Genomic DNA, 11,917 nt, shown 5'->3' on the forward strand with positions numbered 1-11,917 from the left:
CCTTAATCCTGGGAATTAAAAAAACCAAGCTTCCATCTCAAACGTGGAAGCTTGGTTTTTTTCGTGAAATTATTGCCCAAAGTCTATATTTTCTCCCATTTCCTATGCCAGGGAATGCGGCTGGAACCAGACGGTGCGGAAGTCGAACCAGCCGCAGGAATTCAAATTGATTCCCTGGATCGAGGAATGGAACCGGGTGTTGCTTTTTTTGTGAAGCAGAAACAGCACGCTGTAAGACTGGCGCAGCAGGTCTTCCAGTTCATGCAGTCTCCGCCAGCGGTTCCGCCGGTCAGGGTCGGACATCACGGCCAGGGCCGAGGCTTTTACCGTCTCCTGCATGCCGTCCGCCAAGGCGGAAGGGAAGAATCCTTTTTGTAGGTATAACTCCAACTCCTGAATTTCATCGTTACCGAGAACGACCTCATACAACTGGCAATCATCCTCCGGCGAAAAGCCCGGATCGGCCATATTCTCTGCCCTGCGCACCTGAATCTCCATGCGGATACCGAAATCCCGGCAGCGCCGCTGTATCCAACGCGCGTCGGCGACATGGCGGGTGTGAGTCGACAGCCGGAACGTTTCTCCCCGGTAACCGCTTTGCTCTAATAGCCGGTAGATATCCGCCGCCGGTTCCATTTTTTTCGACGGGTCTGCAGCTTCGCCACGCTCAGTGCGAAATCCCCGCGCCGGATAAATCCGGTTCTCGCCAAGGTCGGCAATCATCTGCCCGCGGTCAATAATCAGATCAAGCGCCCGGCGGAAGGCGAGGCTGCTTTGGGGTCCTTCCTTGCGGCGGTTAAAGACCAGCATGCTGCAGCCCGGCGAAATGGTCTCCACCTCGCGCCATTCGGCATCCGGGCCGGCGCTTTTTCTCAAATATCCATTGTAAACGTTCTGCTCCGTACAGGAGGCGCGGGACCAATCCGGCTCTTTCAGCAGACCCGCATCTTGTTCGGAGAGGAAGAAGATCTCGACCCGGTCGATATGCGGCCTGCCCCGGAAATGGGACGAAAAAGCCTCCAGTATACAAACACTTTCATCATAACGGACTAGCTTGAACGATCCGGTTCCGACCGGCTGCTTCATGAAGGCTGCTTCATCGGCCCTGCACAGGTCTGCGGGAAGAATGGAAGACGCTTTGACGGAAAGGACGTGGAGAAAGAGGTAATTGGGCTCTTTGAGCCTAATATGTACCGTCTTCCGGTCAAGCATACGGATATCTTCGATTCCCGTAAACAACCAGCTTTGCTCGTAAAGGTCCGGATTCAGCCGCAGCCGGTCGAAGGTATAAATGACGTCTTCCGAGGTTACCTCCCTGCCGTGATGAAAGCTGACGCCTTTTCTCAGGTGGATGATCCATTCGCTGCAATCGGGCGAGCTTTCCCAGAAGTGGGCAATGGAAGGCCGAAAAGTTTCGGTAATCGGATCGAAATCGACAAGCGTATCGTAGATATGCCCGATAATATGCGAATCAAAAGCAAAATAGATCGAAGCGGGGTCGAGCGTCACAATGAATCGCTGCACCGGAAACCGGAGTGTATCCATCATCATGTCGGTAACAAGGGTCCGGGTAAAGCCCATTCCGCCCGAGAGCCATTCCAGAAATCCGTCCTTTACCTGTGCGGACTCGCCGAAGCGGTCGATCAGTTCGAGCGCTCCTTTGACATCGCCTTTTTTCGTTTGGCCTATAGCTACTTCAAGGAGTATGTCCTGCGCGTCGGCCAGAAAAGCGAGCATGGAGGAATTCCCCCGCCCAAGCCCGGGCTGCCAGCTAATCCATCCAAGATCGGCCAGCTTGCGGAGTACCATTTTAACGTTGCGCGGAGTGCAGTGCCATATATCGGTCAGCGCTTGAATTGTGGCGGGAAAGGGAGTATTCAGCTCCCGGTCGATGTAGGACGATCGAAGTTCAAAGAATTGCAGTGCGGCCAGCAAAGGCAAAACCTCCTTCGTTCAGTAGAAAAGGTGAAGTGGATAATTTGGATTATACCCTTTTTACCCCTTTTGGAAAAGTTATACTAAAAGTACCATCCGGATGTAAGATCCGGGAAAGAAAGGGGCGGGATCATTGTGATACATCCTGCAATAGCGGAAATGCTGATGGAGAAGGACCGGCAAAAGCTTGAATGTCTGGCGGACAGACAGTGGAGAAGACAGGAAGCTGTGAACGGTAAGAGCAGGCATGTGCGGCGCGAGAGAGGGACCCTGTGGTCCTTGGCTTTTAAAAGAATTCGCAGAACGTTGTGACGCGACCGGAAAAGGCCGGTTCTCAACGCTTCTGCTGCCGGGAACAGGCCATCCGCCGCAAGGTGGGTGGTTTTTTATGGGCTTTTCACCTTTTCAGTATAACTTTCGGGCTTTCGGCGTCGCATCCTAGCCGGGTGTGCCGCCTTTCCTTGACCGCAGGGAACGCTTCTATTATAGTGGGTAACGTGGGATTTACTATTTTAGTTTAGAAGAAGGTGGCTTGTTACATGTCGGAAAATATCTACGTAGGCGTGGATTTGGGCGGAACCGCAATTAAGGTGGGCATTTGCAATGACGAAGGTCATTTGCTTCACACCTATGAAGGGCCTACTGGAACCCAGGACGGTGTCGATACCGTCATTGACAACATCGAAAAGTACGTGCGTCAAATTGTCGCTGATTCACCTTATGAATGGGATCAGCTTGTCGGTGTTGGAGCGGGAGTAGCCGGTTTCACGAACATTCGTGAAGGCATTATCATTCTTGCGCCTAACATAGGATTCAGAGACGTGCCGATTCGTTCCATTTTGGAAGATCGCTTGAACAAGCCCGTCAAAATAGACAATGATGCCAATGTGGCGGCGCTTGGCGAAGCTTGGAGCGGTGCCGGGCGGGGCATCGAGAACTGCGTATGCTATACGCTGGGGACCGGCGTCGGCGGCGGCATTATTATAAACGGTAAAATTTATCAAGGATTCTCCGGCCTTGCCGGCGAGCTCGGCCATATTTCCGTCGTTCCCGATCTGGAAGCGATTCAGTGCGGCTGCGGGAAGATGGGCTGTTTGGAAACCGTTTCCTCGGCGACAGGCATCATTCGCATGGCGACCGACGCGGTAGCGCGGGGCGATCGCACAACGCTTGCGGCGGAGGAAAAGATCGCCGCCAAGGAAGTGTTCGATGCGGCCAAAGCCGGGGACGAAGTGGCGCTGCGCATCGTAAACCGGGCTGCATTTTACCTGGGCAAGTCGCTGGCGGCTGTCGCTGCCGTGCTGAATCCCGAGGTGTTCATTATCGGCGGCGGCGTATCCAAGGCCGGTGAAATCCTGTTTGAGGAAATTCGCCGCGTGTACGCGCAATTGGCGCCCGATCCGCTTCAAAAGGACGTAAAAATTATCCCGGCGCTCCTCGGCAACGATGCAGGTATTGTCGGCGCCGCAGGCCTTCTGCTGCGTTCTTAGGAACCGGAAATTATTCATACACTAATTCTAGGGAGGGAAGCTTAATGACCGAAGAGGAGAACATTCCGTCGGCTGCGGCCACCCTGATCATTATTACCGGAATGTCGGGAGCGGGCAAGACCATCGCCGTGCAGAGCCTCGAAGATCTTGGATTTTTCTGCGTCGATAATCTTCCGCCCGTCCTGATCCCCAAATTCGCTGAGCTGATTGAGCAGTCCAAAGGGAAAATCGCGAAAGTGGCGCTCGTCATTGACCTGCGAGGCCGCGAGTTTTTCACCGCCCTGTCGGAATCGCTGCATTTGATCAAGGATCAATTTACGATCGGCTGCGAGATTCTGTTTCTGGACGCAACCGATTCCGTACTGGTGCAGCGCTACAAAGAAAGCCGGCGACGTCATCCGCTTGCTCCGAAGGGCATGCCGCTCGACGGTATCCGGCTGGAGCGCAATATGCTGGAGGAGCTTAAGAATTCGGCCACGCAGGTTATTGATACGAGCAGTATGAAGCCTGCCCAGCTCAAAGAGAAGATTGTCTCCCGCTACTCTCATTTAGGAAAAAGCACGCTTTCCGTCAATATCACTTCTTTCGGCTTCAAATACGGCATTCCGATCGACGCGGATCTTGTGTTTGACGTCCGCTTTTTGCCTAATCCGCACTATGTGGACCACCTTCGGCCCCACACGGGACAAGACAGCGATGTATATGATTATGTAATGAAGTGGCCCGAGACGCAGGCATTTCTGACCAAGCTGCTCGATATGCTGCATTTTCTCATTCCCCAATACCGCAAGGAAGGCAAGGCCCAGATCATCATCGGAATCGGCTGCACCGGCGGAAAGCACCGCTCTGTGGCCATTTCCGAATATTTGGGCAAAATGCTGGGGGTAAGCGAGACGGAAACCGTATCGGTCAGCCACCGGGATGCCGAACGCGACAGGCATTAAGGAGAGAAGGGATCTAATCGTGGCTGAACAACCGGGACAGCGTCCGCGAATCGTCGTCATGGGCGGCGGCACCGGCCTGTCCGTTATGCTTCGCGGCTTGAAAGAAAAGCCGCTGGATATTACCGCTATCGTAACGGTGGCCGATGACGGCGGTAGCTCCGGCATCCTGCGCAGCGAGCTGCAAATGCCGCCGCCAGGCGATATCCGCAACGTATTGACGGCGATGGCCGATGTCGAGCCGCTGATGGCCGACATTATGAAGTACCGCTTCAGCAGCGGAGAGGGTCTTGCCGGGCACAGTCTCGGCAATCTGATTTTGGCCGCGCTTACCGACATATCCGGCGATTTCGTCACCGCCGTCCGGGAACTGAGCCGGGTCTTCGCCGTGAGGGGGCGGGTGCTGCCGGCAGCCGGCGAAGCGGTGGTGCTGAGTGCGGAGATGGAGGATGGCACGGTCATAAAGGGAGAATCCAAGATTCCGGAAGCCGGGGGCAAAATCAAGCGGGTCTTTCTGGACCCGCCCGATGTCGAGCCGCTGCCGGAGGCGCTGGAGGCGATCCGGTCCGCCGATGCCATTCTGCTCGGTCCCGGCAGCCTGTACACCAGCATTTTGCCAAATCTGCTTGTACCGAAGCTGGCGGCGGCGGTTGTTGCATCCAATGCGGTCAAGATGTTCATTTGCAACGTGATGACCCAACCAGGGGAAACGGATAACTATACGGTAAGCGATCATTTGCAGGCTGTTTACGATCATATCGGAATGCACCTGTTCGATTACGTTATCGTGAACAACGGCGAAATTCCGCCGGATGTGCAGCGGAAATATGCCGAAAAAGGGGCGAGCCCGGTCGAACTGGACCAAAAAGCCAAGGAGGATCAGCGATATAAGCTGATTGCCGACAAACTGGTTTTGTTTCGCACCTATTTGAGGCATGATACGGATAAGCTGAGTCATCACATTTATCAGCTCGTTCAGGATTGGATAACACGAAAGAGGTGAGAACCTTGTCTTTTGCGGCACTGACCAAAAAAGAACTGACGATGGTCGAGAGCGGCCCATGCTGCGAGAAAGCGGAAATGTCCGCGCTGATCCGGATGAATGGATCGGTGCAGCTTTCAAGTAAAAGGATCGTCCTCGACATCTCAACAGAAAATGCCGCGATTGCAAGGCGGATTTATTCCTTGCTTAAGAAATATTACCAGGTTCATACCGAGCTTCTCGTGCGTAAAAAAATGCGTTTGAAGAAAAATAACGTTTATATCGTCCGAATCCCCGCCCGTGTGGAGGAAATTCTGAACGACCTCAAAATCGTCTCGGAGGGCTTCATGTTTACGGACGGAATCGACGACAGCATTGTCCGCAAGAACTGCTGCAAACGTGCGTACCTGCGCGGCGCTTTTATGGCTGGAGGCTCGGTAAACAATCCTGAGGGCTCGTCATACCATCTGGAGATCGCCTCCATGTATGAGGAGCACTGCAAGGCGCTGGTTGAGCTGGCGGGGGAGTTTCATCTTAACGCCCGCTGCATCGAGCGCAAGAAGGGATTCATCCTCTATATCAAGGAAGGCGAGAAGATCATCGAGTTCCTGAACCTGATCGGCGCCCATCAGGCCTTGTTCAAATTCGAGGATGTGCGCATTATGCGCGACATGCGAAACTCCGTCAATCGGATTGTGAACTGCGAGACCGCCAATCTCAACAAGACGATCAGCGCGGCGGTGCGCCAGATTGAGAACATCAAGTTTCTTGAGAAGGAAATGGGACTCGAGAATCTGCCCGACAAGCTGCGTGAAGTGGCGGAGGTCCGGCTGGCCCATCCCGATATCAATCTGAAGGAAGTCGGTGAAATGCTGAAAGGAAGCGTCAGCAAATCCGGCGTCAACCATCGGCTCCGCAAGATCGACGAGCTGGCGGAGAAGCTTCGGGGCGAATGATTATTATTTTCTTCTAGTGTCGTTTAGGTTATAATGATATAATATGATAAAATTTACTGTGAAATTTTTGGGCACATCTTAATTAGGGGGTAAGCGTTTCATGACAAAGCACCCGGTAGTCGTCCGGTTGAAGACGGGGCTCCATGCTCGGCCGGCAGCATTGTTCGTGCAGGAAGCCAACAAGTTCTCATCTGAGATTTTCGTCGAAAAAGACGATAAAAAAGTTAACGCCAAAAGCATTATGGGGATTATGAGCCTTGCGATCAGCTCCGGCACGGAGATTTATATCAGCGCGGAAGGCGCGGATGCCGATCAGGCCGTAACTGCGTTGACGAGCCTTGTCAGCAAGGAAGAGCTGGAGAATCAATAACAGTATCTGCAGCACAGCCCTATTTATGGTATGACCAAAAAGCCCGTTGAGGGCTTTTTTTATTTTTGTCCCCGTGCAACATTTGCCAGGCCTTCCCGTCTAGTAGGTACAATCGTTAGTCACGCAAATCCAATAAAGGAGGATGGCAAAAATGAAGGGATGGATCAAGTCGGTCCTGACAGTATTCGTTGCAGGAAGCTTAATGGTGGGAGGAGTTGCGCTCAGCGGTGGATTAAAGCAGCCGGAGAAGGCTTACGCCGAAGAAGTGCAGAAGAATATCGTCAGTGTCGTGGGCAAAGGAGAACTGTCGATGAAGCCGGATATCGTCTATCTGTCGATCGGAGTCGATACTTCGGCGACAACCGCCCAGGAAGCCCAAAAGTCCAATGGGGCAAAAATTCAAAAATTGACAGCGCTGCTCAAGAATACATGGGGGATTAGTGATAAGGATATTCAAACCAGCGAGTTCTTCGTACAGCCGAACTATACGTACAACGATAAAGAAGGTCAGAAAGTGAAAGGCTATAATGCGCATCATGTTTTGCAGGTCGCATACCGCGATCTGACCAAGGTGGGCTCGCTGCTCGATGCGGCTTCGGAGGCCGGCGCCAACAATATCGGCAATGCCCGCTTTGCAGTGGAGGACACATCGGCTTTCGAAGCGCAGGTTATTGAGAAGGCGATGGCCAATGCCGACGTGAAGGCGGCAGCGATTGCCAAAGCGGCCAAGAGAACGCTCGGCCAGGTGCTGACCGTCAGCCAGAACGACGTCGGCGCGGGCCCGATATTATATGAACAGAACGCCAAAATGATGTACGGCGCCGCCGATAGCGCCGCCAGCACCGCGGTTCAGCCGGGAGAGGTGAAGATTATCACGCAGCTTAACGTCATCTATCAATTGAACTAGCAGGGCCGGACAACCTAACGAGACATAAAGAGGCTTTTGTCGCATGCTTAGGGGCGGAAAAGGATAATTATACCATGAACAAGACGAAGAAGCTTGCACGCAGATGGGGAGCCGGAATGATTGCAGCCGGGCTGCTGCTGGGTGGGACGGTTTTTCCTGCAGCAACGGGTGAGGCGGCGCCGGTTAAGGCTAAGGCCGATTATTCTCCGGTTGCGTTGAAGTTCAATGGAACCCTTACTTCGCAGCAGGGCATTTTCCGGGAGGGAAAGATATGGATTCCTGTAACTTTTCTTAAAAATTCACTGGGTTTGCCGATCAACTATGACAAGGCGGAGAATAGCTATTCCCTCGGACAGGGAATCCGCCAGACTAAGCTGATGCTTTCCGAATACGGAATCTCTCTTGCGGTTAACGGCTACTTTATCAACGAGTATGAGGGCCGCAACTTTAATAACCGTCTCTACGTTCCATTTGGTCTGCTCAGTGATTATTTGGGCTACCTTGGAGACTTTAGCGCTTCCTCCGGCAGATTGAATGTAATGCACCGGCCGCTGAACAAGCTGACTGTAACGACGGAGACGTATACCAAGGAGGCCGATGGGGCAACGGTCCAACTGGATTACCCCCAGATTTCAGGACTTGCGGATGCCTCCGCTCAGAAGAGCATTAACGATACGCTAAATAAAGCTGCTATGAGTTTTGCCGCCGGCGCCGACAGGGCGATAGCTGAAAAAAGCGAACAGGACCGCCCGTATGAATTCGACTCGAAATACGTGGTAACCTACAACCAGGACGGTGTGCTGAGCCTGGTCATGAGCCAGTATGGCTACACCGGAGGCGCTCACGGAACGACATTGCGCCAAGCCTTCACTTTCTCGCTTAAGGACGGCAAGCGTCTGCTTCTGGGCGACTTGTTTGGAGCCAATCCGAACTACAAAAAGCTTTTGAACGAGAAGGTCGGCAGGCTGTTAAAGGCCGATGAAGGCTATTTTGGCGGTTTTAACGGCCTGAATACCGAGAAATACTTTTATCTTAAAGACGGCCGGGTAGTACTCTTCTTTCAATTATATGAATATACCCCGTATGCCGAAGGCTTTCCGGAGTTCACTTTCGCCTTTAAAGAACTGCTGCCGGACGGAAGCAGTCCGTTCGCCGGATTAAAATAGTTTTTTGCCACTGGATATTCTCCCGTTGCGAGTACGGCTTGCCGTTCATATGCTGAATGGTGACCGAGCCATATAGCGGGGAGGGAGAATGTCATGGTATACAACTATACGGCGATCGGCGATTCGCTGACGACCGGCTTCGGAGCGATGCCGGGCAACGGCTTTGTTCCTGTGTACCGGCGGATGTCTGAGATTTCGCTCCGTACTTTTGTCGCCTATACGAACCTTGGAATCAACGGCTTGACTACAGCCGAACTGGAGAAGCTTGTTAGTTATAACCCGCTGTTTCGCCAATCACTTCGGGAGGCGGATCTTATCACGATTTCGATCGGGGGCAATGATCTGATCCATGCTGCCAAGGCCGGGGGACAGTCCAATTCGCCGTCTTCTGTTTATCAAAATGCCTTGAAAGAATCCCGGAGGCATTTTGCCGGCATCATGGGACAGATTTACCAAGCGAAGGCGGGAGCCGGCAAGCCTTACATTATCCGGATTGTCGGATTATACAATCCGTATCCCCGGGTGGAAGAGGCCTCGGGCTGGGTCCGGCAGTTCAACCGCCAAATGGCGCAGTACAATAGCAAGGTATGCGGCTTTGCAGATATTTACGGAGCGTTTGCCGGACACGAGCGGGAATTGCTTTCCATCGACCATCTTCACCCTAATGGAAAAGGATACCGCGTCATTGCGGATCGGCTGCAGTCGATCGGATATGGAAGCCTGAGCCCAAATTGAAGACGTAAAAACCCCCTTTGCCCGTGATCATGGACAAAGGGGGTTTGCGTTTTTATGAAAGTTTAACGGGAGTGTTATGCGCCGATTGATGCCGGTTTTTCGATGACTTTATCGACAAGGCCGTATTCGGCCGCATCCGCTGCACTCATGAAATAGTCGCGATCCGTGTCCTTCTCGATGCGCTCAAGCGGTTGGCCGGTACGTTCCGCCAAAATCTTGTTCAGCTTGTCGCGCATTTTCAGAATGCGGCGGGCGCGAATTTCAATATCCGTAGCTTGTCCTTGGGCTCCTCCCAGCGGTTGGTGAATCATAATCTCGCTGTTCGGCAGCGCGTAGCGTTTGCCCTTCGCTCCGGCGTTGAGCAGGAATGCGCCCATGGAAGCGGCGAGACCGACGCAGATGGTGGATACGTCTGGCTTGATGTACTGCATCGTATCGAAAATCGCCATGCCGGCGGTGATCGATCCGCCTGGACTGTTAATGTACAAGGAAATATCTTTCTCCGGGTCCTCGGCGGCCAGGAAGAGCATTTGTGCGATGATGGAATTGGCTACCACGTCATTAACCTCAGTTCCAAGGAAAATGATGCGGTCCTTCAGCAGGCGGGAATAGATATCATACGCCCGCTCGCCGCGGCTGCTTTGTTCTACGACCATAGGAATGTAACTCACGTGGAAAACCTCCTTGAATTAGATCTTCAAAAATGGATTTCGTACAGCTTCTTTTTAAAAGGACAAGGATTTATATGCTGTGCGCATGTCATCATCGTCATCCTTTTTACGGGAAACGAAAGCCGTCTTCAAAAAAGCCGACTTGGCCGCTTCTTCTTAACTGTTACCGTATTACCCACATGATAAACAAAATCAAACAAAAAGTCAAAGAAAGTCAAACTCATCATAAAAAAAAGCGCCATCGCATGGCGCTTGGGTTAAACATTCAAGGTTTGGTTAAAGAAATAATGTGGCGCGCCCGCCAAGAATCGAACTTGGATCTCAGGCTTCGGAGGCCTACGTCATATCCATTGGACCACGGGCGCAACAGAAATTATTATAATATAAAATACGGAGCATTGCAACTCCCGATTCATTATATAGGTCAACAGCACCGATTCTCCGCGATAACAATGCGAATGTTCATGCATAAGAAGAAAAGAGGTTGTGAATTCTAGTTTCGGAGCCCTTGCGCTCAGGGCAATATTTGGGTAGAATAATTGGTGGGACTTAAAAAGTTAACCCGGGACGTTTTAAGACCATAGAGAAGGGGAAGAAGTGAAAGACGAAGTTGCAGGAGTGAAAGCATGCGTAACTTATTGGAAATCCAAAAGCAGCTTCTGCCTGATCTCATGGAAACCCTCAAAAGACGGTATACGATTCTTCATCAGATCCTGTTGTCGGATATTATCGGCCGCAGAACGCTCGCCGCTTCGCTTGATATGACTGAGCGGGTGCTTCGTGCGGAAACGGACCTTCTGAAGTCGCAGGGGCTCATCGAGATCGAGAGTGTTGGCATGCGGATCAGCGATGCCGGACGGAAACTGCTTGACTTGCTCGAGCCTGTGGCCAAAAGCTTGTTTGGCCTTGATGATCTGGAAGAGAAAATTCGTTCGACTTACGGTTTGAAGAAGGTAGTCGTGGTGCCGGGCGATTGTGAAGCTTCGCCCTTTACCAAGAGAGAGCTCGGGAGAGCCGGAGCCAGAGCGCTGCTGAGCGTGCTGCGCACCGACGACACGGTTGCTGTCACAGGCGGCTCGACGCTGTCTGAATTGGCGGAGCAGATGACCGCTCCAATGTCCTTGTCTTACCGGGACGCCTTGATCGTTCCAGCAAGAGGCGGACTAGGAGAGAGCGTGGAATTTCAGGCGAATACCATCGCTTCGACGATGGCCAAGCGGATCGGAGCGCATTACCGGCTGCTGCATGTGCCGGACTTGCTCAGCGAGGATGCCTATCAGTCGCTGGCTCACGAACCGAACATTTCGGAAATTGTCCAGATTATCCGCCGTTCGAGAATTATTGTGCATGGAATCGGAGATGCTTTGGAAATGACTCGCCGCCGAAGACTGGACGACGAGACCGTCAGCAAGATCAAGAGCGCGGGCGCCGTTGCCGAATCCTTTGGTCACTACTTTAACGAGCAGGGCAAGGTGGTCCATTCCATGTTGACCATGGGACTCCGCCTTGAGGATATCATTCGGACGGAGATCGTCATCGGCATAGCCGGAGGCAAGCGGAAGGCCAAAGCCATTCACGCCGTGCTGCGGTTCGGCCAAGAGAACATACTCGTCATAGATGAAGCTGCCGCGTCCGAAATCGTCAGGGAAATTGACGAATATAACGCCGCGTCCGAGCAGATTCCGCATTACGGCGAGCATTAGCATTTATTATGCTTTATACTTAAACCTGTTGTCTTGATAAGCCTAAGGCTTGTCTTGAATA

General features: G+C 52.5%; 12 protein-coding genes and 1 tRNA gene. 10 read left to right on the top strand and 3 right to left on the bottom strand.

Going from position 1 to position 11,917, the window contains the following annotated elements; genetic code table 11:
* Positions 1 to 102: 102 nt before the first annotated feature.
* Complete coding sequence (locus EH198_RS13705; RefSeq protein ID WP_185702883.1) at positions 103 to 1,935, bottom strand: ABC transporter substrate-binding protein; 1,833 nt, start codon at positions 1,933 to 1,935, stop codon at positions 103 to 105.
* Positions 1,936 to 2,070: 135 nt separating this feature from the next.
* On the opposite strand from EH198_RS13705, the gene EH198_RS24680 reads away from it, so the two are divergent.
* From EH198_RS24680 to EH198_RS13745, 9 genes are all read left to right on the top strand, one after another.
* The gene (locus tag EH198_RS24680; RefSeq protein ID WP_185702884.1) at positions 2,071 to 2,247 is read left to right on the top strand and encodes a hypothetical protein; all 177 of its coding nucleotides are present in this window, start codon (positions 2,071 to 2,073) and stop codon (positions 2,245 to 2,247) included.
* 227 nt (positions 2,248 to 2,474) lie between these two features.
* Positions 2,475 to 3,425, top strand: a complete 951-nt coding sequence (locus EH198_RS13710; protein ID WP_124696098.1) for an ROK family glucokinase — start codon at positions 2,475 to 2,477, stop codon at positions 3,423 to 3,425.
* A gap of 44 nt (positions 3,426 to 3,469) precedes the next feature.
* The gene (gene rapZ, locus EH198_RS13715; RefSeq protein ID WP_124696099.1) at positions 3,470 to 4,369 is read left to right on the top strand and encodes an RNase adapter RapZ; all 900 of its coding nucleotides are present in this window, start codon (positions 3,470 to 3,472) and stop codon (positions 4,367 to 4,369) included.
* A 58-nt stretch (positions 4,370 to 4,427) separates the two neighbouring features.
* Positions 4,428 to 5,369 carry a gluconeogenesis factor YvcK family protein gene (locus EH198_RS13720; protein WP_246014316.1) on the top strand — a complete coding sequence of 314 codons (942 nt, stop codon included), beginning with the start codon at positions 4,428 to 4,430 and terminating at the stop codon, positions 5,367 to 5,369.
* Positions 5,370 to 5,374: 5 nt separating this feature from the next.
* On the top strand, positions 5,375 to 6,304 hold the full coding sequence (gene whiA, locus EH198_RS13725; protein WP_124696101.1) for a DNA-binding protein WhiA: 930 nt from the start codon (positions 5,375 to 5,377) through the stop codon (positions 6,302 to 6,304).
* Positions 6,305 to 6,404: 100 nt separating this feature from the next.
* Entirely contained in the window at positions 6,405 to 6,674 is a 270-nt protein-coding gene (locus EH198_RS13730) for an HPr family phosphocarrier protein (protein ID WP_025332700.1), read from the top strand.
* Between the two features lie 151 nt (positions 6,675 to 6,825).
* Positions 6,826 to 7,581, top strand: a complete 756-nt coding sequence (locus tag EH198_RS13735) for an SIMPL domain-containing protein (protein ID WP_124696102.1) — start codon at positions 6,826 to 6,828, stop codon at positions 7,579 to 7,581.
* Positions 7,582 to 7,655: 74 nt separating this feature from the next.
* Entirely contained in the window at positions 7,656 to 8,747 is a 1,092-nt protein-coding gene (locus EH198_RS13740) for a DUF3298 and DUF4163 domain-containing protein (protein ID WP_124696103.1), read from the top strand.
* A gap of 93 nt (positions 8,748 to 8,840) precedes the next feature.
* Positions 8,841 to 9,482, top strand: coding sequence for a GDSL-type esterase/lipase family protein (locus EH198_RS13745; RefSeq protein ID WP_124696104.1), 642 nt, complete (start codon positions 8,841 to 8,843; stop codon positions 9,480 to 9,482).
* Between the two features lie 74 nt (positions 9,483 to 9,556).
* Here EH198_RS13745 and clpP read toward each other — a convergent pair whose 3' ends face one another.
* Both clpP and EH198_RS13755 read right to left on the bottom strand, forming a co-directional pair.
* Positions 9,557 to 10,153 (bottom strand): ATP-dependent Clp endopeptidase proteolytic subunit ClpP, encoded by a 597-nt coding sequence (gene clpP / locus EH198_RS13750; RefSeq protein WP_124696105.1) that lies wholly within the window; start codon positions 10,151 to 10,153, stop codon positions 9,557 to 9,559.
* A 290-nt stretch (positions 10,154 to 10,443) separates the two neighbouring features.
* Positions 10,444 to 10,518 (bottom strand) — tRNA-Arg (locus EH198_RS13755).
* Between the two features lie 261 nt (positions 10,519 to 10,779).
* On the opposite strand from EH198_RS13755, the gene EH198_RS13760 reads away from it, so the two are divergent.
* A complete protein-coding gene (locus tag EH198_RS13760) occupies positions 10,780 to 11,856 on the top strand; it encodes a sugar-binding transcriptional regulator (RefSeq protein WP_124696106.1) in 1,077 nt (358 codons plus the stop codon).
* The last annotated feature ends 61 nt before the right edge of the window (positions 11,857 to 11,917 follow it).

It is taken from the genome of Paenibacillus rhizophilus (assembly GCF_003854965.1).
Taxonomy (GTDB): Bacteria; Bacillota; Bacilli; order Paenibacillales; family Paenibacillaceae; genus Paenibacillus_AQ; species Paenibacillus_AQ rhizophilus.

Excerpts from the sequence above, each read along its gene's own strand:
- EH198_RS13735 (WP_124696102.1), top strand. The coding sequence starts at position 6,826 with ATGAAGGGATGGATCAAGTCGGTCCTGACAGTATTCGTTGCAGGAAGC.
- EH198_RS13745 (WP_124696104.1), top strand. The coding sequence starts at position 8,841 with ATGGTATACAACTATACGGCGATCGGCGATTCGCTGACGACCGGCTTC.
- EH198_RS13730 (WP_025332700.1), top strand. The coding sequence starts at position 6,405 with ATGACAAAGCACCCGGTAGTCGTCCGGTTGAAGACGGGGCTCCATGCT.
- rapZ (WP_124696099.1), top strand. The coding sequence starts at position 3,470 with ATGACCGAAGAGGAGAACATTCCGTCGGCTGCGGCCACCCTGATCATT.
- EH198_RS13720 (WP_246014316.1), top strand. The coding sequence starts at position 4,428 with ATGGGCGGCGGCACCGGCCTGTCCGTTATGCTTCGCGGCTTGAAAGAA.
- EH198_RS13710 (WP_124696098.1), top strand. The coding sequence starts at position 2,475 with ATGTCGGAAAATATCTACGTAGGCGTGGATTTGGGCGGAACCGCAATT.
- EH198_RS13740 (WP_124696103.1), top strand. The coding sequence starts at position 7,656 with ATGAACAAGACGAAGAAGCTTGCACGCAGATGGGGAGCCGGAATGATT.
- EH198_RS13760 (WP_124696106.1), top strand. The coding sequence starts at position 10,780 with ATGCGTAACTTATTGGAAATCCAAAAGCAGCTTCTGCCTGATCTCATG.